Genomic DNA, 19650 nt, shown 5'->3' with positions numbered 1-19650 from the left:
TGACGGACGACCATGGACCACATGATCCTCATGGACACCATGGTCACGATGGCGGATGCCGGAGCCGGACTCGGGGCCGGCCGTGGAGCGAGCGAAGGGGGACGTGCACGGTGAACGCGGCGGGAGACGGGCCGGGCGGGACCGGCGGGACCGGCGGGCCGATCGAGCCGAAGGGTCCGGACGAGCCGGGCGTACCGGGTGGCCCGAGTGGGTCGGGGGAGCCGCGGGGCCCGGAGGGCACGGGCGCGTCCGTCGAGCTGCTCGCCGCGGCGCTGCGCAGGGACGCGGCGGACCTGGACGTGTACGCGCAGGTGCTGAGCGGCTCGCTCGCCGAGGCGCTGCCGCCGGGCGCGGTGGAGCTGGAGCGCAAGCGCTCGGTCGCGGACCGGATGGCGGGCCGTGAGGGCAGGATCCAGCGGGCCGAGGTGACGCTCGGCGACGACCGGCTCGTGCTCACCATGGCGCACGGGCGCGTCGCGGCCGAGGTCGTGAAGGTGGTGCGGGGCGTGGCCCTGTCCCGTACGCCGGTGGAGATGGACGACTGGGCGCGCCGGCTCGCCCGGGCCATCACGGACCGCGCCCGCTCGGACGCCAGGGCGCGGGCGGCGCTGGAGCGGCTGGTGGTGGGCGAACAGTAGGCGCGCGCACGCCTACTGGTCTCCCGCACGCGCCTACGTGCCGCCCGCACGACCGCCTGCCTGGTCGGCCCCCAGGGCCGTTGGCGTGGAGAGCTTTGCGAAACACCCGGTCGGGTAGGAGTGGCAGCGGCTGTCATATCTCGGGTGATCCAGGTCAACCAGGTGACCCAATTGAACCCGGCTGAATCCGGTGCTGCGGACGGAGACGAGGGCCGGAGGTCCGGTCCCGGCCCGGCACGGGGCAGGGCAGGCGGAGGCCGCCGGCGGTCGCCCCGAACGGCGGATTCCGTCGAAGGGCGGGGATCATTTGCCGAGGGCCGGGTGCCGAAGCCCAGGGGCCAGGGCGCACCGTGGGGTTCCGGGTCCGGGCGCCGGTGTCGCAGGGCGCTGGGGCACATTCCGGCAGGGGGCCGCACAGGCCCGCACGGCCGCGGGGCCGAAGGAACGGGGCGGAAGGCGGGAGACGTCGCATGCGGGTGCTGGTCGCGGAGGACGAGGAGATCCTGGCGGAGCTGGTCGCCACGGGGCTGCGCCGGGCGGGGTTCGCCGTCGACACGGTCTACAGCGGCGATGCCGCCCTCGCCTACCTGGGACTGCACGACTACGACGTCGTCGTCCTCGACCGGGACCTGCCCCGCGTGCACGGGGACGACGTGGCGCGCAAGCTCGTCGCCGAGTCGTCACGTACGCGCATCCTGATGCTCACCGCGTCCGCGTCCATGGAGGACCGGGTGGAGGGGCTCGACCTGGGCGCCGACGACTACCTGGGCAAGCCGTTCGAGTTCCCCGAGCTGGTGTCGCGGGTGCGTGCGCTGCGCCGCCGCAGCTCGAGACCCGTCCCGCCGCAGCTCGAACGCGCGGGTGTGCGGCTCGACTCCGTACGGCGCGAGGCATCGCGCGAGGGACGCAGGCTCGACCTGTCGCCCAAGGAGTTCTCGGTGCTCCAGATCCTGCTGGAGGCGGACGGTGCGCCCGTCTCGGCGGAGGAGCTGCTGGCGCGGGCATGGGACGCGCACGCCGACCCCTTCACGGGGGCGGTACGGGTGTGCCTGAGCAAGCTGCGCGGGAAACTCGGGGATCCGCCGGTGATCAGGACGGTGCAGGGAGTGGGGTACGCGCTGTGAGTGCCACGACGTCCGCCGCACACGTACCGGGGCCGAGGCCGGGTTCCGGCTCGGGCCCCGGGTCCGGCTTGGGTTCCGGGTCCGGCTCGGGCCCCAGGTCCGGCCGGCCGCCCCGCAAGACCGTGCTCGGGCACGGCTCGGGCGTCAGGACCCGCATCGCGCTGATCTACGGCGCGGTCTTCGTCGTACTCGGCGCGGGCCTGCTCGGCGTCGTGAACCTGCTCTCCGCCGCCAGCACCCGTGACGAGGCGGCGGAGATCGCCTCGCGTGCCGACGTCGTACCGGTGTGGAGCGCCGTGCCGGGCGCGGGGCACGGGATCGGCTCGCCGGGCGTCGTCGAGCAGCGGTCGAGCCGGCCGGCGCGGGTGACGCTGTTCCAGCTCACGGACCACGTCAGCGACGCGGCACGCAACGAGCTGATGTTCTGGTCGCTGGTCGCGCTGCTGGCGATGGCGCTGTTCGCGGTGGTGGTCGGCTGGTGGACGGCGGGCCGGGTGCTGCGGCCGGTGCGTGCGATGACGGAGAAGGCGCGCGGCCTGTCGGAGCAGAACCTGTACGAGCGGATCGCGGCGAGCGGCCCCGACGACGAGCTCAAGGAGCTCGGCGACACGCTCGACGCCCTGCTCGCCCGCCTGGAGAACGCGTTCGACAGCCAGCGTCGCTTCATCGCCAACGCCTCGCACGAGCTGCGCACCCCGCTGGCCACGCAGCGCACGGCGATCCAGGTGGGCCTCGACGACGCGTCGTCGCCAGAGGAACTCGCCGAGACCAAGCGGACGCTGCTGGACAACAACCGCAGGAGCGAGCAGCTCATCGAGGGACTGCTGGTGCTGGCGCGCAGCGAGCGCGGGCTCGCCGACGAGGAACTGGAGGACGTGGACCTGCGCGAACTCGTCGCACAGGAGGCGGCACGCCACGGCGTCGCGGGCCCCGTGGACACGCGCCCCGTCGCCGGGGACGCGCCCGACCCGCCGCGCGTGGTGCGCGCGAACCGTCTCCTCCTGTCGCGCCTGGTGGCCAACCTGCTGACGAACGCCAAGAAGTACAACGTGCCGGGCGGCACGGTCGACGTCTCGGTCGAGCACGGCACGCTGCGCGTGCGGAACACGGGCCCCACCGTCCCGGCCGACGAGATTCCGGCGCTGTTCGAACCGTTCCGCAGGGGCGAGGGCAGGGACCGCCTGGGCGGCGGCACGGGCGCGGGGCTCGGCCTGTCGATCGTGCGCTCCATCGCGGAGGCGCACGGGGGCAGCGTCTCCGCGATACCGGGCCGCGGCGACACGGGCGGCCTGGAGATCACGGTCACCCTCCCCACCACCCGCACGGACCGCCTGGCGGGGGCAGGGACGCGAGGGCCCGGCGGGCGCGCCTGAGACGGCGAGCAGGGCTTGGTCAGGTACCTGGGGTGCCCTGTGGTGAGCTGCAAAGGGAGGGTGATCGCTCATGTCCGAGGGTCTCGCACGGCAATCGCCGATCAAGGTCTCTCACGAGGGCGACCAACTGATCACCAGTGGTGCCAACTTCCTCGGGATGACGAAGAAGGACCTGGTCGAGCAGGCTGTTGCGTTCTATCTGGATGCGCGGCGCGAGGAGATGCAGGCCCGGATGCAGGGGCTGCTCAGCCGTCTCGACGGGACAAGGGCCGCGCGTGTTTCGCTGCTGACCGGCATCGATCGGGAGACGCTTGAGCGGCTCGGTGGTGTCCCTGAAGAGGAAGACGGCCGGCGGCCGTCAGGCACTTCCGAGAGCGGTGGCGGCCGCGATGGATCCGCCTCGTGAGCCCGGTGCGTCCGACGCTGCGTGCGCTGCGCGAGGACCTGGATGTGCCCGTCTCGCCGTTGACTCGGCGCCTGGAGGACGCCTCCGCCCCCGAACTGTCGGTGGCCCTCGACCTGCTAGTGCCCTGACCGGGAAGGTTCACCGGTCCGCGGAGGGGCTCGGCACGGCGACTCGCGTGTCGTCCTCCCCTTGGCCGGTTGCCCTGGCGGACGGTTCGTTCACGGCCAGCGGTCTCCAGGGCGGTGGGCCATCGGCTCACCAGGCAGGGCGGATCGGTCCCGGCGGTGCAAGGTGTGTCAGGTCGGCGACGAGTTCGCTGAAGCGCGCCTGGCCCAGTACTTCTCGCCATGGTGCGACGGCAGCCCGGGCTGCCTGGTCGGCGGCGCGCGTAGCGGCCCAACCGGTCTCGGTCAGTTCCAGGAGGCGGGCGCGGGCGTCGTGCGGGTGTGGATGCCGCTCCACGTACCCCTTTCGGACCAGTTCCTCGACCAGCTGGGCGGCGGCCTGCTTGGTCACCCCCAGGTGCTCGGCCAGGTCGGCCGTGGTGGCGCCGCCTGCAGAGATGCGGGCGAAGGCGAAGCCGTGTGCGGGTCGTAGGTCCTGGAATCCCTGCTGGGACACGCTGGTGTGGATTTCCTGCACCAACTGCCCGGAGAGTGCCAGCACGAGTGCGGAGAAGGCCAGGGCGTCGTCCATGGGCTTGACTATAACTCGTCAAGTTGCTTGTCTATCTAGACAAGCAACTTGTCTAGAGGAAGGCTGGAGCATGCCGTTCATCCGCAGTGACGAGGCCGTCGTACACGAGATTCACGGTGGCCGTTTCGTTTCCTACATCCGTCCGGACACCGGCAGCCGGGACCTCGCCGCCTGGCGCGTCGAGATCCCGGCCGCAATGGTGGGGCCGACCCACACGATCAGCGACGAGGAGACCTTCTGCGTCCTCTCCGGTCGCCTCCGACTCACCATCGACGGTGAGAGCGCCGAACTCCGCGAAGGTGACGCGGCAGTGGCCCCTGCAGGCTCCGAACTGGCGGTCGCCAACACCACCGACCAGCCCGCCCACATGTGGGTCACCACACGTGTCGGGCTCACCGCCAAACTGGCTGACGGCAACACCATCACACCACCCTGGGCTCACTAGTGTGCTGGTGACCGCGTAGGTTCGCCGGGTTCCTCAGGCTGCGGTGGCGAGGGGGCGTCCGCCCGGGCCGCGCTCGACCAGGCGCTGACTGTACGGCGCGGCCAGGGCTACGCCCTGCGCGTCAGCGCCATCCCGGCCGTGCACCACCGACCCCTCGCCCGCTGCCGGCCGCTCGACGGCGGCCCGGGCGCTCCGGCGGCCCCGGCACAGCGCAAGGCACGCCGCGAGCACGAGAACCGCGTCAGCACCCTCGCACCGACCGGACCATGATCGTCCCCACCGGGACTTCGTATACGCCAACTGCTCACCCCCGTATCCCAAGCACGGCCGCGCCGTAGGCAGCGATGCGAGAGGAGCCCACCACATGTGCTGGTGGGCTCCTCGCTCTGTCAGGGCGGTCCGGGATCGAAAATCTCGTGGCCGCCAACCCGGCGCCAGACGATGTGCGTCTCGTCGTCGCGAACCTGCGCACCGAACTGCCAGGTGGCCCGGCCGTCAGGAGCCCACGTCATCTCCATGATAGGGCTCTGACCTGCGGGAACGCTGACTCCCTGCATGGGCTTGACCCGGAGGCCGGGTCGGAACTGCCCTGCTACCACATCCGGAACGAACTTGGTCTGGATGACCTCCTCGAAGCGCTTCTTGTCTTCCGGGCTGAGCCTTTTGAAGTCGCGCTTGAAGTGGGCAGCAGTCTCAAACGTTGGCAATAGGCCTCCAGGTGCTAGGGATCAGTCGTCTGCGTTGAGGTGCGCGAACATAGCGTCCGCGTCCTCGTGGACGGTGGTGCGTCCGGCGGCGATGTCCTCGCTTGCCTGGCGCTCACCCTCCCTCCACTCCCGCGTCCAGAACCATGCCTGGTCGGAGCGGATCCTTGTAAGTCCGTGGACCTCGACAGTGCCGGCGTCGCTGACCTCGAACTCAAGCTCGTCTCCCGGGGCGACCCCCAGTGCCTCCCGCACGCGTGCCGGAAGCGTCAACTGCCCCTTTTCGCGCATCCGGGTCTGGTATGTGGTCATAGTCATGGAATTCCCTCCTATCCATGTCATCGACAGCCAGTCTACCCGGGAAATAGCAACTATCAAACTCTCTCACTTTCCTACTTTCTCAATTCTACTACGCCGGCTCGTAGGCATGACCACTCCGCCGTCCCCATCACCGCAGCGGGGCGCGGGAAGGACCCGGCCCTGGCCGCATCCCGGGCAGGTGCCGCGTGTCCGGACGGTGTGGTCCGAGCAGGTCCGGCAGACGTATCCGTCCGGCCAGGCGCCGGCCTTGTCCACGGCGAGGACGGCCTGGCCACGCGCCGCGAGCAGGCGGCCGCGGCCCGGAAGAAGTACGAGGAGAGCGGCGAGGCGACGACCATCACCGTCTACAGCGAGACCGACAAGGACGCGGCGAACTACGCCCGTCACTGGGACAGCTTCCGCTGGGTGGGCGACCCCGACCAGCACCTGACCTCCCTCGTGGGAGAGATGTCCGTCTCCAGCCCAGTTCCGCCGATGGTGGGCGGCCCACTGCGGGTGCTGCGTCCGCCGACCGAGGCAGGTCCACACGCGCGATGACCATGCGTGACCGACGTGGTACCGTCTGTTGCGACAAACTCAATAGATGACCCCGGCAGCGCACAAACGCTCCGGGGCCGGGCACAAGGAGCACCAACTCCCCATGCACATCCATCGTAGCCGCCTTACGCGCGGTTTCACTGTTCTACCCAACACGTTGTTGCAGGACCGGCGGTTGTCCTATACCGCTCGCGGCCTGCTCGCCGACCTCTTGTCGAGGCCCGACGGCTGGAGCGAGGACGGCCGGAAGATGGCCGACACCAGCCCCCAGGGGCGCCTCGCCGTGGCGAAGGCGCTGCGCGAACTCACCGCGTTCGGCTACTACCTCGTCGAACGGGTACGGCACGCGGACGGCACGGTCAGCAGTCAGGCCCATGTCTTCGATGTCCCCCGGGGCGCCGGGGTGGCGGCGCCGGGTGCCGTGGACCCGGGTCCCGGTCCGCTGGCCGCCGACGAAGCGGGCGCTCACCCCGTAAAGAACCCGGAGAAACAACCCACCCTCCCCCGCCAGCGCGCACGGGCGGTAGGGCGGGAGGCAAGCTCCCCGCCACCCGCACCCGCGCCCGCCCCCGCCCCCGCGCCCTCATCGGACACGGCCATGGGCGAGGCCGCCGCCCTGCTGCATCGCGTGACGGCACCGGAACCGCGCCTGCGCCTCGGCGCGGCCGAGGCCGTGGCACTCGCCCCGCTGGTGACACCCTGGCTGGAACGCGGCCACGGACCCCGCGAGCTCGCAAACGCCCTGCTCGGCGGCCTGCCGGGCCGGATCCACAGCGCATCCGCGCTTCTGCGCGACCGCCTCACCCGCAAACTGCCACCAGCCGCAGAACCGCCCGCCGTCACGTCTACCGCGCCGCGCTGGCACGAGTGCACGGAGTGCGGCCGGCCAACGGCACACGAAGGCGCCTGCCGCGGCTGCGAGAACCTGAACGTCCCGCCGGCGGACGCACCTTCCCAGCAGGCCGCCACGGCCACGCGAGGACGAGCCCTGGTGCGCGCCTACCTTGAGAGCGACGTCCCCGACTCCGAGCCCCTGGCCCCTGTGGGCGCCTGACCGGCGCGCGAGCGAGGGGCGGGGCTGGTCAGCTCGGCAGGTTCTGCGCGATACCGGCGACGAAGCCGGTCCACGCGTCACGCGCGAAGGCGAGCTGCGGGCCGGTTCGTTCCTTGGAGTCCCGTATGTGCACCACGGTGTCCTCTGCGGCGATCTCGATGCACTCGCCGCCGTCGCCGCCGCTGTGGGTGCTCTTGAACCAGCGGAGCCCGTCGGCCTGTTCGCTCTTCATCATTCTCCCAGCAGCTTCTCGATGAGCGCCCGAGAGTCCGGCGGGGTGAGCGCCTGACCACGGATGCTTCCGTAGCGTGCGGCCAGCATACGGACCTCGTCGGGGTCCGTGATGATTCGGTTGACACTCTGGAACTCGCCGTACCCCAGCTGGGACTTACCCCTGGGAGTAAGGAGGATGAACGGACCCTCCATCCCTGCGTGCCCTTCGCAGGCCAGCGGCAGCACCTGGATCTCCACGTTGCGCAGTTGGCTCAGTGCCACCAGATGCTCCAGTTGCCCGCGCTGCACCAGTCGCCCACCGATCTCCCGCAGGAGCACTGACTCCTCGACCACAGCAGTCACTACAGGCGGCGGCCACTGTGCCAGGATCTGCTGGCGAGCGAGGCGTGTGGAAACGCGCTGCTCGATGGTGTCCTCGTCGAGAATGGGACGCCGCGCGGTGAAAACGGTCCGCGCGTACTCCTCGGTCTGCAACAGGCCCGGCACGGTCAGTGTGCTGTAGAAGCAGATCTCGACCGCCTGCGCCTCCAGCTCCGCGTAGTCGCGGAACCATTCCGGGTGCCGCAGGCGCCGCCGCTTCTTCGCCCGCTCCACGTCCTCGGCTGCAACCGCCAGCAGTCCGCCGCAGCCGAGGAGTTCGTCGACGGCGGTCAGGAAGGCCGGCTGCGGGGTGCGGCGACCCCGTTCGATGGACGAGATCTGCTCCTCGCTGTACCCCGTCCGCTCGCCCAGCTCCTTCTGGCTCAGCCCGCCCCGTTCCCGCGCCGCCTTGACCTGGCGGCCGACAGCACGGAACAGGTCCGCCACCTCGTCCGAGCCCGCCGGGTCCTCCGGGCCCGCGTCCGGTCGTACCGCCATGTCCGCCACCCCGTTCTCGTTCTCCTGACCACCGACCGTCATCGGCCGGTGTCACGCCCGGACGCCCGGACAAGTACCGCCCGCCGCCCGGACAACCCGCCCGCACCGCCGGACAGTCACTCACCGTACGTACTCGACTACTACCCACCGTAGTGCCGTTGCCTCACGCTCGGTGAGGTGAATCAGGAATCCGGGACCGCGACCCGCGTAGCACTCGCGCACGCCAACCACGCATGTTTCAGCAGGCCCTTCCCCACCACCAGGCGCGGCGCCCATGCTGTTCGGCACGACGCCGAGCGGTGGCTGGCGGACCAACTGCCGTCCACCGCACCCGATCGTGACGACCTCCTCGCCGTCGCGGCCCTTCTCGTCGGCGAACTGACCGCGAACGCGGCTGTGCACGGCCGGGTGCGCGGGCGCCGGGCGAGGCTCGATGTCCTGCTCGGCCCGGCAGAGCTGAGGATCGAGGTCTCGGACTGCCGTGGCGACCGGCTGCCGGTCAGGTCCCCCGACCCGTGCGGAGCGGAAGGCGGCGAGTCGGGTCGCGGGCTGCTGCTCGTCGAGGCTCTGGCGGATGACTGGGGAGTACGGCCGTACCCGCCTTCGGGCAAGACGGTATGGGCAGTGTGCCGCCGGCGGTGACAGGCGAGTGGCAGCGGCCCGGCCCGCCGACTCCTGTCAGCGCCCGCCGATCCGGGCGGCGATGTGGTCCGGCAGCGGGTACGTCCGCTCCCGGGGGAGCAGGCCGCGAGCCTCATCGGCGTCCCCGCGGGTCACGGCTGCGTGCACCTCGTGGGCGAGCGCCGTCACGTCGCGGATCGAGGTGATCCAGTCGTCCACGTACCGGTCGACCGCCTCGCCCGACAGACCGATCTGGATCGCGCGGTGCGGCAGGGGGTTGAGCCCCAGGTCGCGCTCCGGGTCCCATTGCACGCGGACCGGACTGCCCCGCAGCTGCTCGCGCCAGGCGGACTCGGTGGGGTGGTGGTCGCGATCGAAATGGCTGAGGGACGCGTGGGCGAGGGCCCACTCGAAGCCCTCCCGCGTGATGTCGACGGCGACGACCCGCTCCTGGTCGGGCTTGGCCGCCCAGCCGGAGCGGTACATCATCCACAGGAACGACGGCTTGACCCAGGTCATGCGGGCCCGCTTGAAAGGCTCGACGAAGTTTCCGGCGCGCAGCGCGGGTTCGGCGATCCGGTCCGGGTAAGCCTGGTAGACCGTGACGACCTCCGCGTCGAAAACTGCGCGGACCTCGCGGGCGGTGAAGTTATCGGCCGCATGGAGGCCTCCTTCGCCCACGACTATCCGATTCACCACGACCTCTTCCGTTCGTCGATTCCAGGGAGCACTTCCGGCCCCGAATCGGTCAACATACCCGGCGGTGGCGCTCGGGTTGGATCGAATCACGTGAAATCGTGCTGCACAACCCAATATTCATCGTCCTCGACCGATACTGCACACAGGTGGCAGCCGTTCAACGAGGCAGCGATGAACTCCGGCGATCCAGTCGCCGCCGCGATACGGGAAGGAAGTCGTTCGCCGACGGGATCACTCACCTTCACCCAGCCGGTACGGCTGCCACCGGAAACAGGGGGGAGAATAAGAAAAACTCCCTGCCCGTCGTACAAACTGCACGCCCGGGCGCGCTCATGCCATTTCTCGTCCAGTTCTTCAGCGGCGCGAGGATCAGACGCAGAGATCTCTGCCGCCGGTTGGACTTCCCATCCTGCTACGGCATGGATGGCGTCGCTCACCTGAGGAGCTTCTTCCGGTGGTGGGCCCTGAAGCACGCTGAGCCCGCTTCGCTCCAAAGCATCCAGCCACCTCGGCTTTTCATCAATTGTCACGCACGTGCTCCTTTCTCACCCGATAATGAGCTACTTGCCCACGTAGAAGAAGTGATGATCACCACCCGGTTTGTTGATCTTCGCATACCGCTCCATGTCGGATGGATATCCAGAAGTTCCATCAGGGCGCATCATGCGCCCATTGTCCCATCCGAAGTTGACGAGGTTCCTCGTGTCGTCAATCTTTGGCTTTCCGGCATGGAAATGAGTTCCCGCAGGATCACTCGTATGTTCGACGACGACCCTTGATCCACTATCCGTCTCATACTGTCGGAAATTTCCCCAATGAGCTTCATCCGGCGAATAAACGAACCCAGGCGCATGCTTGAGTGCCTTATCCCCAGTCACCATCCATTCCGCGTCGGGAGTTGTTCCATAGGGGACACCTGCCGCGTCGAAAGCAGCCCTCTCCGCATCCGCCCTCTCCTCAAATGGGTTGCTCTTCTCGCCTTTGGGACAGGGAGAAAGGCCTGATGGATCGGCCCAAACGTGGGGGTTACGCACATAAGTTATCGGGTTGGGCGCGGGTGCGAGGCCCAGGGGGTCCGGAGAGAGGTAGCGGGCCGTTTCCGGGTCGTAGTGGCGGAAGTAGTTGTAGTGGAGGCCGGATTCCGGGTCGTAGTACTGGCCTGGGAAACGCAGGGGCGTGTACGTGGTGCTGTCGGCTGTCCAGGCCGTCGTGCCCCAGAGGGTGGAGCGGGTGCGCCAGGCGATGTCGCCCTGTTCGTCGATGAGTTCGCTGGGGGTGCCGACGAGGTCGGTGACGATGGCGAAGAAGCGGGAGTCGATGTCCCGCTGGGGCGCGTCAGCGACGTCCGTGGTGGTGGCGCGGCGTTCTGTTTGTGCGAGGGGGCGCAGGCCGTGGTGGTCCCAGGTGAGGGTGACGGGGGCGGGGAGAGCCGGGGACGTGGTGGTCTGCTCGCAGAGGGTCGTGCCGTCCCACGTGAAGTCGACGCGTTCGGCGACTGTTTCGCCGTCCGGCGCGAGGCGGAGCTTGGCGGTGCGTCGGCCCAGGGGGTCGTAGGTGTAGCGCCAGCGCGTGCCGTCAGGGGTGGTGACCTGGGTGAGGCGGTTTTCGGGGTCCCACTCGTAGTGCCAGGTGTCCGGCTTGCGGGACAAGCGGGTTGTCCGGCGGAGGGTCGTGCGGCCGAGGGCGTCGTGTTCGTAGCGGACCCTGCCGGCGCGGGTGACTCGGGTGCCGGTGTACTCGCGGGTGCCCACGGCGGCCTGCCCCGGGTGCTCGGCCGGCCAGGACGCGTGGGTCTGGTTGCCCGCCTCGTCGTAGGCGTAGGACTCGGTCCAGTCGGACGCATGGACGGTCGTGACGCGGCCTGACGTGTCGAGGTCGTAGTGGTGGTGGCCGGAGAGTTGGTCATCGATGTCGGTGATGTTGCCGTCGGCGCGGTAGGTGTAGGCGCGGCGCTGAACCGGGCGGCCGCCTGCGGCCGTTACCGACTCCTCCGTCAGGCGTCCCAGGGCGTCGAAGGTGTGGTTCAAAGCGATCGCCCCGCCGACGCGGCGGGTCTGCTCGCGGCCCGCCGCGTCGTAGGTGAGGTCGATGGCACGGCCGGAGGCGTTCATGCCGGTCAGGCGGCCTGCGGCGTCGTAGGCGTAGGTGGTGGTGGCGCCGGCGGGCGTGGTGCGGGCGGTGCGGCGGCCCAGGTCGTCGTAGATGTACGTCAGGGTTCGGCCGTCGACCGTCTCCGAGCGCAGGTGGCCGTGGCGGTCGCGCAGGAGCGTGAGGGTCGTGCCGTCCGGGCCGGTCGCCTGCGCGAGGTGGCCGGTGAGGTCGTAGGCGTAGGTCGTCGTCGCCCCGCCCGACGCGTTCTTGCGGAGCACCTGGCCGAGTTCGTTGCGTTCGTAATCCACGCTGTGGCCGAGGGCGTTGGTGTGGGAGGCCAGCTGCCCGGCGGCGTCGTAGGTGTAGGCGAGCGTACGGTCGTCGAAGTCCGTCTCCTCGGCCAGGCGGCCTGCCGCGTCGTAGGTGTAACTCCAGGTCAGTCCTTGCGGGTTGGTGACGTTCGTCAGGCGCAGTTCGGTGTCGTGGCCGAACTCGTAGCGCACACCGTCGGGGCCTGTGCGGGCCGCGAGCAGGTCGAAGTGCGTGAACTCGTACCGGGACACGCCGCCGAGTGGGTCGGAGTGGCTGGTGCAGTTGCCTTCGCCGTCGTACGTCCATGACTCGGCCGTGCCGTCCGGAGCCGTGCGCCGGGCCAGGTGGCCCTCGACCGTCCACGTCATGCGTGCCGTCGCGCCCGTCGGGTCCGTGATCGAGGTCGGGCGGCCGAAGGCGTCCCGCTGGTAGCGGGTGGTCGCGCCAAGCGGGTCGGTGACCAGCAGCGGGAGTCCGGCGGAGTCGGAGGCCACGGTGGTGGTGCTGCCGAGAGGGTCGGTCACGGAGGTGAGGTGACCGGCCGTGTTGTAGGTGAAGCGTGTGGACTGGCCGGTGGGGCCGGTGAGCGAGGTGCGGTTGCCGTGCTCGTCGTAGGTCTGTCTGATGGCCGTGCCGTCGGTGTTCACCACCTTCGTCGGCAGGCCCAGGTCGTTGTATTCGGCCCGCGTGGCCCGGCCGTCCGGGCGGGTCACGGTCACCAGGTCGCCGGCCTGGTCGTAGTGGAACGACGTGGTGCGGCCGAGGGGGTCCGTGCGGGCCAGCAGGCGGCCGCGGTGGTCGCGCTGGTAGCGCGTGGTGGCGCCGAGCGGGTCGGTCTCGGCGATCACCTGGCAGTGCGCGTCGACCACGTAGTGGGTGGGGTGGCCGAGCGAGTCCGTGATGGTGGTGGTGTGTTCGCCGGTGTCCGGGTCGACCGGGCTGTAGGTGAAGGACGAGCGCAGGTGGCCTGCGGCACCTGACTGGTGGGTGCAGCGGTCCTGGTCGTCGTAGGTGTAGTCGAAGTGGCTGTCGTTGGTGTCGGTCCAGGATGTGATGCGGCCGTGTTCGTCGTAGCCGAACCGGGTCGGGTCGCCGGATGAGTTGGTGACGGTCGTGAGGTGGCCGCCGGTGTAGCCGTAGCGCAGCAGCTCCTGGTCGCCGCCGTCCGCGGCGGCACCTTCCAGGTGCAGGGCCGTCACCCGGCCGTCCGCCGTCGATATGCGCAGCCGGTACCCAGCGCTGTGGGCCATGGCGCGTGGCGTGCCGTCGGCGTCGCGCTCGAACGCGATCCAGTTGCCGTTGCGGTCGTCGAGCTGCTCCAGCAGTGCGAGGCCGTCACCCCGGTCTTCGAAGTGCAGCACCTGACCCGACTCGGGGTCGGTGACCGTGTAGCCGTCCTCCGTGCGGTCCAGGGGCCGGCGTGGACCGTGGGCAGGCAGGGTGGGGATGCCGGGCGCGGGGTGCGGGTAGGCCAGGGTCACGCCGTCCTCGCCGACGTGGACGACGCCCTGCGCGTCGATCTCCAAGCGCTGGTCGAGCGTGGAGGACCAGGTGGGCCCGAACCAGCCGCCGATCCGGTACGACGACTCGAACTGGCGCCGCAGGATGAGCGGGAGCACTCCCGGCAGCGACACGTCGGTGGACGGCAGCACCATGCGGCCGGTCGCGACGTCGACGGGGTCCTTCGCGCACACCTTCTCGCCCGGCCGCCGCGAGACGTCCTCGGCCCCGTCCTCCACCGCCTTGCGCGCACTCGTGCGCAGGCCCTGCTCCGCGGCCTCCTTCACCCCGTCCTCCACCGCCAGCCGCAGGCCGCCCCGGACCAGGCCCACACCCTTGGTGCCGACGAGTTCGGGGATGAGGCGGCCGACGAATTCCGACGGGTCCTTCTTGAACCCGTCGACGGCCGTCCGGACGACCCGCTCGGGATGCGCGGCCGTGGAGACCAGGCCCGACAGGGTCATGCTGACGTTCTGCAGGTATGCGGCCGGGTGCGTGAGGTTGTAGGGGTCCATCGGATCGAGACCGCGGGCGAACGTCACGAGGCCTGCGGTGCCCTTGATGACGCCGCCCGCGACATGGGTCAGCTCGGTGCTGACGGCCATGTTGGCGTCGAGGAAGTCGTCGCCGAGGCGGGTCAGCGGCGGGGGCTCGGCCGGTGCGTGGGCGAGCGCCGCCTTGATCTTGCCCTGGGCCTCAGAGCCGGCGGTGTTGCGCTGCTTGCGTGCCTCGGCCAGCTTGGCGCGGGCCGCCTTGACGTCCGCCTCGCCGGGGTCGGTGAACGGGTCGGGTTCGGGCCCGGGGTCCTCGTTCGCGTCGACCTTCGCGTTGTACGCGTCGACCTTCTTGTTGTACGCGTTGACGGCCTCCTTGGAGGCCTTGACGCCCTTCTTGTACAGGGCGATGGCCTCCTTGGCCTGGCCCTGCGCCCAGGTGACGGTGTGCGCGTAGGCGTCGAGAGCGCCGGCCGCCGCCTCGCAGGCGGCGGCCGCCTGCGCCCACTTCGCGGGGTGGAGTCCGAACTCCTCCCGGAACGCGTCGCCGCCCTCGCCCTTCCAGCCCGAGGAGTCGACCTTCTTCATCCCGGTGGCGACCTTGCCGAACGCGGAGTGGAAGTCCGTCAGGTGCCCCGCGCTGTCGCGTATCTTGCCGGTATCGCCGTGGACGAGCTCGTTCGGCTCGTCGCTCTGCCCGAGTTGCTGCTCACCGGGGGTGGCGCCCAGGTCGGAGGCGAGGCCGTCGCCCCAGTCCTCCACGTGGTCGGCCCAGTCGTGCAGGCCGACGTGGTCCAGGCCGTCGCCGACCTTGTTCGTGACCCAGTCGACGCCCTCGCCGGCCTTCTTCTTGCCCTCGTCGAAGAGGTGCTCGCCGTAGCCGAGGCCCTTGTTGAGGCCGCCGCTGATGCCGTCGCCTATGTCCCCCAGCAGGCCCATCAGTCCTCGCCGTCCTGCTGAGCCGCTTCGGCGCGGGCCTCGGGGGAGGGACCGAAGGTGTTGTCGAGGTACTGGTTGTACTGATCGTCCGAGATGCCGAACGCACCGTGCAGATTCTCCGGGTTCAGGCCCGGCGGGCCGAGGGGGCCCAGGGTGTGCGACGTCATGACGTCACGGCCCGCGTCCTTCCAGCCCTGTTCGCTGTTGGCCAGCGCCCGGTCGAAGGACTCCTTGCTGAAGTCCGTGCTCGCCCCGGAGGTGACGATGTCGCCCCAGCCCGTCTTCTCGATCTCGTCCTCGGACGCGTACGGGTTGCCGACCGCCGCGTTCGTGGCGACCTTGAAGCTGCCCTCCAGATAGTGCTCGGTCTCGTACTGCGCACCCGCCGACATGCCCGTCTTGGCCGCCAGCGCGTTGCCCTCGCCGACCAGCGCCCGCACCCCCCACTCCCAGCGGTCGCAGAACGTCTTCAACTCGCCCGTCAGGCCCTCGTGACCAAGTTGCAGGCCTGAGAGTGCGATGTCGCTGAAGCCGCGCCCCGCGCCGGCCTCACCGACCATGCCGAGCTCTTTCAGCTCGCCCAGAGCCGCCGTCAGGCCCTGCGCGATCAGGCCGAGCCCCTCCGTCTCCAGGTCCTTGCCGTCGCTGCCCGTCATGCCGCGCCCCCTTCGTCCGCTGGACGGTCCACGGCCACCGCGTCGGGCACGATTCCGCGCACCGGCGGGAAGACCATGCCGCCCTCCCCGTCCGCGCAGTCCAGCGCCACTCCGCACGGCACCCCCGCCGCCGGTACCGCCACGTCCAGCAGACGCGCGCCGAGGACGCTCTGGTACACCCACTCACGCGCCGCCTCGCCACGCGCCACCGCGTAACGGGCCAGCGCCTGCTCGTCGGAGAACGCCAGGATGAAACGGACACCGTTGAAGTCGGCCGTCAGCACGCCCCGCTCCTCGTCGGGCGCCTGTCCGCCGCCCAACGGCACGAGAACGGCGGTGCGGCGGAACTCGCCCAGCAGCTCGGCGAACGCCCGCCTGCGCGCCGCCGCGCTGTGCGCCTCGACGGTCGGCTCGGGTGTGGTCGGCTCCGCCGGGGTCGGCTCGGGTGCGGTCGGCCCGGGTGTCGTCGGCGCGGGTGCGGCCGGCTCCGCCGTTTCCGCTACGTCCGCGAGGCGCAGCACGCGCGCGCCGCCCTGCGGCTGCGCCGCCTCGTCCCCCTGGTCAGGCATGTACGCCATCCTGCCAACGGCCATGGCGGCGCCGCAACGACTATCCGTCACACCCCGGTCACAACGAGCCGCGGACGTGCGCCTCGTGGTGGGTCAGGCGCGGCCGCCCGCCGCGTCCCAGGCCGCGACGAGGCCGGTGTACAGCTCGGCGTCGCTCAGGCCGCGGGGCTCGGGGCCCGCGTGGAAGAAGCCGACGTGGTCCATCTCCTGCTCCGCCTTGCGCAGGAAGTCGAACGCCTTGGAGTCGGACGGGCCGAACGCGATGAACGCCCAGGCCAGCGGCTTGCCCGCGACGTCATTCAGCGCCTGGCGCGCGACGAGCTTGGCGTCGGGGGCGCCGTCGGTCTGGAAGACGACCAGGGCGGGGCGGCCCTCGGACGCGGCCTCGGACTTCTCGTAGTGCTCGACGACGTCCTCGACGGCGCGGTGGTAGCTCGTGCGGCCGAGCCGCCCGAGGCCCGCGTGCGTCTCGTCGATGACGTTCTCGTACGCGCCGAGGGAGAGGTCGGCCGAGCCGTCGATGTCGGTGGAGAAGAACACCGTGTGGACGACGGGGTCCTCGCCGCCCAGCCGCGCGGCCAGCGCGAGCACCTGCTCGGCCAGGCCCTGCACGCTGCCGTCCTTGTAGAACGTCCGCATGGAGCCCGACCGGTCGAGCACGAGGTAGACGGCGCGCTCGGGCGCACGGTCTCCCAGCGCCTCCCCCGCTGCGGCGTACGCACCGCGCAGGCCCTCGGGGACGTGGCCGCCGGAGGCGGCGTCGGTGGGCGCCGCGTTCTCGGCGTCGGCCGGCGGTTCCGCTCCCGGCTGCACGGGCTGCGTGGGCTCCGCGGCCTCGGGCTGCGTGGACTCCGGGGGCTCCGCGGCGTCGGGCTCCGGGGGCTCCGCAGCCTCGGGCTCCGGGGTCGATGCCGCGTCCGGCTCGGGAGCCGGCTCTGCGGCCGGTTCCGCTTCTGGCTGCTCGGAGTGCGAGTCCTCCGCAGTCTCCGGCGCCGTGGCCGGGGCCTCGGCCGGGGTGTCGGCGTGCGCTTCCTGCTCGTCGGCTTCGGGGGCCGCTGCGGACGCCGCCTCCGTCGGCTCGGGTTCGTGGGCCGCCTGCGGGTTCTCCGGGGCCGGTTCGGGCTCCGGCTCGGGCGCCGTCACCGGTTCCGTGGTGGTCTTCGTGTCCGGGGCCTGGTCCGGCGTCGCCTGGGCCGGGACCTTCGGGGTCGTCGGCATCGTGGCACGCGGGTTGTCGAAGGCCGCCGCCACCAGGTCCGACACCGCGTCCTCGGACTCCGGGGCGGCCGGAGCCGGCTGCGTGCGGTCCGCGTGCTCGCGGTCCGCCTGCGGCGGGAGGACGGTACCGGCCGACTCGTCGCGCCCCTCGGGGCCGCTCGTGTCGCCACCGTCGCGTCCGAACACCTTGCGCAGCAAGCTCCGAATGCCCATGAGGGAGCCCTTTCAGATGAGTTGTGGGTGCCGGGGGGAGACCTGGGGGACCGTGGTTCGGGCCCGGGTGACCCCGCAATTCTGGCCAGGGCGGGTACGTAAGGTTAGCCGCCCCGGCCGCGGGCCCCCAGCCTCGCCCCGTGCTCGCCCCGGGCTCCGGGCTGACCTGCGCCTTTCGCTCGGGCTGGGGAGAGAGCCGCCCCCGTTGGTTAGGCTCGGTGGCATGGCTTCCGAGGACGCGACCGAACCGAACGCACCGGCCGCCACCACACCCGCGCCCATGACGGACGCGCCCACGCCGCCGCCCGCCGCCGCGCCGACCGCGCCCACGCCGCCCGCGGGCAGCGGTCCTTCCGTGCGGGTGGACAGCTGGGTGTGGTCCGTGCGCCTGACGAAGACGCGCTCCCAGGCCGCCGCCGCGTGCAAGGGCGGCCACGTCCGCGTGAACGGTGAGCGCGTGAAGCCGTCCCAGCCGGTGAAGGCGGGCGACGAAGTGCGCGTGTGGCACGCCGGGCGCGAACGGCTCGTCGTCGTCCGGCAGGTGATCAAGAAGCGCGTGGGCGCGCCGGTGGCCGTGACGTGCTACGTCGACAACAGCCCGCCCCCGCCGCCCAAGGAGTACACGGCACCGGCCGCGCTGCGCCCCCGCGGTGCCGGCCGTCCGACGAAGCGGGAGCGCAGGGACCTGGACCGGCTGCACGGCCACCACTGATGAGCGGCTGGGCGTCCCGGCATCTTCAGCCCGGGCGCCCCAGCCCCGGCGCCCCCAGCCCTCGCGACCTCAGCCCCGGCGCGCTCAGCCCTGGGGCCCTCAGCCCCGGTAGCCCTCGACCTCGTTGGCCGGGCGCACCTTCGCCTCCGACGGGTCCTCGCCGAACTCGGTCTTGGCCCTGCGCTGCCGCAGCAGGTCCCAGCACTGGTCGAGTTCGACCTCGACCGCCCGCAGCCGTGCGCGCTCCTCGTCGGCGAGTCCCTGGTTGCCGGTGGAGCGCTCGCGCAGCGCGTGTTCCTCGTCAACGAGGCCGTTGATCGTGTGCAAGATGCCCTGGTCGTCCTTTGAAGGGGTCATCGCCGCATCCACCTCTCACTCGTACGGGTCCAGGGTCCGCCCGCCGGGCCATCCCGTCACCCGCTCCGTCACCCGTGCAGGTCGAGGCGGACGCGCAGGGCCCGGTGGTCCGTGCCGGACAGATCGATGAACCGCGCGTCCCGCACCTGGAATTCCCGGCTGACGAGTACGTGGTCGATCTGCACGCCCAGCGGCCGCGGCGCCGCGTGCGGCCAGGACGGGGTGTGCGCCGCGCCGCCGTACAGGGCGCTGTCGCGCAGGTTGCCCGCCGCGAGCAGGTCGCGGAAGGCCGCGTGGTCGCGTGTCGCGTTGAAGTCGCCCGCGACGATCCCGGGTGTGCCGTCGTGGCCGGACTCCGCCGCGTACGCGCGGATCCGGCCGAGTTCGGTGCGCCAGGCCGCCACCTGCCCGGGGATCGGGGGCAGCGGGTGGGCGAGTTGCAGCCGTACCGCGCGGCCGCCGATCCGCGCGACCGCGCCGGGCATCGCCATCGTCGACGGGATGCCGGCCGTGTTCCGCAGCGGGTAGACGGACAGGATCGCCGACCCCTTCGAACCGTCCTGCCTGACGACGTCGCGGTACGGGTAGATCGCCGGCGGCAGCCGCTCGTCCAGCAGCGCGGAGCAGCGCAGCGAGCACTCCTCGACGAAGACGATCCCGGGCCCCCGCCCCTGCGCCGTCTCGCGCCGCACCTCGTCGATCAGCGCAGGCGTGGCCTGGCCGAACTCGACGTTGGACGTCAGGACGCTCACGTGCGCGACGACGGGCCCGGGCGGCGCGGGCGCGGTCTCGCCCGCGCCGAAGGGCCGCGCGAACCAGGCCGTCACCGCGAGCACCGCCACCGCCCACAGCGCGCCCGAGCGCCACCGCAGCGCGGCC

Annotated in this window: 23 protein-coding genes; 10 read left to right on the top strand and 13 right to left on the bottom strand. The window is 71.1% G+C overall.

Annotated elements, in window-relative coordinates; translation table 11 throughout:
- Positions 1 to 110: 110 nt before the first annotated feature.
- The 5 genes from JFN87_RS14105 (at position 111) to JFN87_RS34120 (ending at position 3669) form a co-directional block, all read left to right on the top strand.
- Entirely contained in the window at positions 111 to 638 is a 528-nt protein-coding gene (locus JFN87_RS14105) for a hypothetical protein (RefSeq protein ID WP_307865443.1), read from the top strand.
- Positions 639 to 1108: 470 nt separating this feature from the next.
- A complete protein-coding gene (locus JFN87_RS14100; protein ID WP_209340375.1) occupies positions 1109 to 1762 on the top strand; it encodes a response regulator transcription factor in 654 nt (217 codons plus the stop codon).
- Between the two features lie 122 nt (positions 1763 to 1884).
- Positions 1885 to 3135 carry a HAMP domain-containing sensor histidine kinase gene (locus tag JFN87_RS14095; RefSeq protein ID WP_209340396.1) on the top strand — a complete coding sequence of 417 codons (1251 nt, stop codon included), beginning with the start codon at positions 1885 to 1887 and terminating at the stop codon, positions 3133 to 3135.
- A gap of 70 nt (positions 3136 to 3205) precedes the next feature.
- Positions 3206 to 3541: a hypothetical protein gene (locus JFN87_RS14090; RefSeq protein ID WP_209340374.1), complete on the top strand. Its 336-nt coding sequence runs from the start codon at positions 3206 to 3208 to the stop codon at positions 3539 to 3541.
- Positions 3538 to 3669: a hypothetical protein gene (locus JFN87_RS34120; protein WP_282961597.1), complete on the top strand. Its 132-nt coding sequence runs from the start codon at positions 3538 to 3540 to the stop codon at positions 3667 to 3669. Before JFN87_RS14090 ends, JFN87_RS34120 begins: the two co-directional genes overlap by 4 nt.
- 127 nt (positions 3670 to 3796) lie before the next feature.
- Here JFN87_RS34120 and JFN87_RS14085 read toward each other — a convergent pair whose 3' ends face one another.
- Positions 3797 to 4237 (bottom strand): MarR family winged helix-turn-helix transcriptional regulator, encoded by a 441-nt coding sequence (locus JFN87_RS14085; RefSeq protein ID WP_209340373.1) that lies wholly within the window; start codon positions 4235 to 4237, stop codon positions 3797 to 3799.
- A 70-nt stretch (positions 4238 to 4307) separates the two neighbouring features.
- On the opposite strand from JFN87_RS14085, the gene JFN87_RS14080 reads away from it, so the two are divergent.
- Positions 4308 to 4682, top strand: a complete 375-nt coding sequence (locus tag JFN87_RS14080) for a cupin domain-containing protein (protein ID WP_209340372.1) — start codon at positions 4308 to 4310, stop codon at positions 4680 to 4682.
- A gap of 389 nt (positions 4683 to 5071) precedes the next feature.
- On the opposite strand, the gene JFN87_RS14075 is transcribed toward JFN87_RS14080, so the two are convergent.
- Together JFN87_RS14075 and JFN87_RS14070 are read right to left on the bottom strand one after the other, a co-directional pair.
- Positions 5072 to 5389 (bottom strand): hypothetical protein, encoded by a 318-nt coding sequence (locus JFN87_RS14075; protein ID WP_209340371.1) that lies wholly within the window; start codon positions 5387 to 5389, stop codon positions 5072 to 5074.
- A gap of 21 nt (positions 5390 to 5410) precedes the next feature.
- Positions 5411 to 5704 (bottom strand): AbrB/MazE/SpoVT family DNA-binding domain-containing protein, encoded by a 294-nt coding sequence (locus JFN87_RS14070; protein WP_209340370.1) that lies wholly within the window; start codon positions 5702 to 5704, stop codon positions 5411 to 5413.
- Positions 5705 to 5905: 201 nt separating this feature from the next.
- On the opposite strand from JFN87_RS14070, the gene JFN87_RS14065 reads away from it, so the two are divergent.
- Together JFN87_RS14065 and JFN87_RS14060 are read left to right on the top strand one after the other, a co-directional pair.
- Positions 5906 to 6244, top strand: a complete 339-nt coding sequence (locus JFN87_RS14065) for a hypothetical protein (protein ID WP_209340369.1) — start codon at positions 5906 to 5908, stop codon at positions 6242 to 6244.
- A gap of 175 nt (positions 6245 to 6419) precedes the next feature.
- Complete coding sequence (locus tag JFN87_RS14060; RefSeq protein ID WP_245179567.1) at positions 6420 to 7298, top strand: hypothetical protein; 879 nt, start codon at positions 6420 to 6422, stop codon at positions 7296 to 7298.
- Positions 7299 to 7326: 28 nt separating this feature from the next.
- Here the strand turns inward: JFN87_RS14060 and JFN87_RS14055 are convergent, their stop codons facing one another.
- Positions 7327 to 7530, bottom strand: coding sequence for a DUF397 domain-containing protein (locus JFN87_RS14055; protein ID WP_209340367.1), 204 nt, complete (start codon positions 7528 to 7530; stop codon positions 7327 to 7329).
- Positions 7530 to 8390 carry a helix-turn-helix domain-containing protein gene (locus tag JFN87_RS14050; protein ID WP_209340366.1) on the bottom strand — a complete coding sequence of 287 codons (861 nt, stop codon included), beginning with the start codon at positions 8388 to 8390 and terminating at the stop codon, positions 7530 to 7532. The genes JFN87_RS14055 and JFN87_RS14050 overlap by 1 nt, the downstream gene beginning before the upstream one ends.
- Before the next feature lie 177 nt (positions 8391 to 8567).
- Between JFN87_RS14050 and JFN87_RS14045 the strand changes: the two genes are divergently transcribed.
- Entirely contained in the window at positions 8568 to 9032 is a 465-nt protein-coding gene (locus JFN87_RS14045; RefSeq protein ID WP_209340365.1) for an ATP-binding protein, read from the top strand.
- A gap of 36 nt (positions 9033 to 9068) precedes the next feature.
- Here JFN87_RS14045 and JFN87_RS14040 read toward each other — a convergent pair whose 3' ends face one another.
- The 6 genes from JFN87_RS14040 to JFN87_RS34115 all read right to left on the bottom strand — a co-directional run bounded on the left by JFN87_RS14040 (position 9069) and on the right by JFN87_RS34115 (position 17702).
- Complete coding sequence (locus JFN87_RS14040) at positions 9069 to 9707, bottom strand: DUF4291 domain-containing protein (RefSeq protein WP_307865446.1); 639 nt, start codon at positions 9705 to 9707, stop codon at positions 9069 to 9071.
- A gap of 89 nt (positions 9708 to 9796) precedes the next feature.
- A complete protein-coding gene (locus tag JFN87_RS14035) occupies positions 9797 to 10240 on the bottom strand; it encodes a hypothetical protein (RefSeq protein WP_209340364.1) in 444 nt (147 codons plus the stop codon).
- 30 nt (positions 10241 to 10270) lie between these two features.
- Entirely contained in the window at positions 10271 to 15046 is a 4776-nt protein-coding gene (locus tag JFN87_RS14030; RefSeq protein WP_209340363.1) for a putative T7SS-secreted protein, read from the bottom strand.
- Complete coding sequence (locus JFN87_RS14025) at positions 15046 to 15702, bottom strand: hypothetical protein (protein ID WP_209340362.1); 657 nt, start codon at positions 15700 to 15702, stop codon at positions 15046 to 15048. The genes JFN87_RS14030 and JFN87_RS14025 overlap by 1 nt, the downstream gene beginning before the upstream one ends.
- On the bottom strand, positions 15699 to 16271 hold the full coding sequence (locus JFN87_RS14020) for a hypothetical protein (protein WP_209340361.1): 573 nt from the start codon (positions 16269 to 16271) through the stop codon (positions 15699 to 15701). The genes JFN87_RS14025 and JFN87_RS14020 overlap by 4 nt, the downstream gene beginning before the upstream one ends.
- 93 nt (positions 16272 to 16364) lie before the next feature.
- The gene (locus JFN87_RS34115) at positions 16365 to 17702 is read right to left on the bottom strand and encodes a VWA domain-containing protein (protein WP_209340360.1); all 1338 of its coding nucleotides are present in this window, start codon (positions 17700 to 17702) and stop codon (positions 16365 to 16367) included.
- 223 nt (positions 17703 to 17925) lie between these two features.
- Here JFN87_RS34115 and JFN87_RS14010 point away from each other — a divergent pair, with 223 nt between their 5' ends.
- Entirely contained in the window at positions 17926 to 18414 is a 489-nt protein-coding gene (locus JFN87_RS14010; protein WP_209340359.1) for an RNA-binding S4 domain-containing protein, read from the top strand.
- 99 nt (positions 18415 to 18513) lie between these two features.
- Here JFN87_RS14010 and JFN87_RS14005 read toward each other — a convergent pair whose 3' ends face one another.
- Together JFN87_RS14005 and JFN87_RS14000 are read right to left on the bottom strand one after the other, a co-directional pair.
- Entirely contained in the window at positions 18514 to 18771 is a 258-nt protein-coding gene (locus tag JFN87_RS14005; protein ID WP_209340358.1) for a DUF2630 family protein, read from the bottom strand.
- Positions 18772 to 18839: 68 nt separating this feature from the next.
- The coding region (locus tag JFN87_RS14000; RefSeq protein ID WP_209340357.1) for an endonuclease/exonuclease/phosphatase family protein at positions 18840 to 19650 on the bottom strand (811 nt) is incomplete at its 5' end.

It is taken from the genome of Streptomyces montanisoli, from assembly GCF_017813245.1.
Taxonomy (GTDB): Bacteria; Actinomycetota; Actinomycetes; order Streptomycetales; family Streptomycetaceae; genus Streptomyces; species Streptomyces montanisoli.
This window is presented reverse-complemented; position numbering and strand designations above follow the sequence as displayed.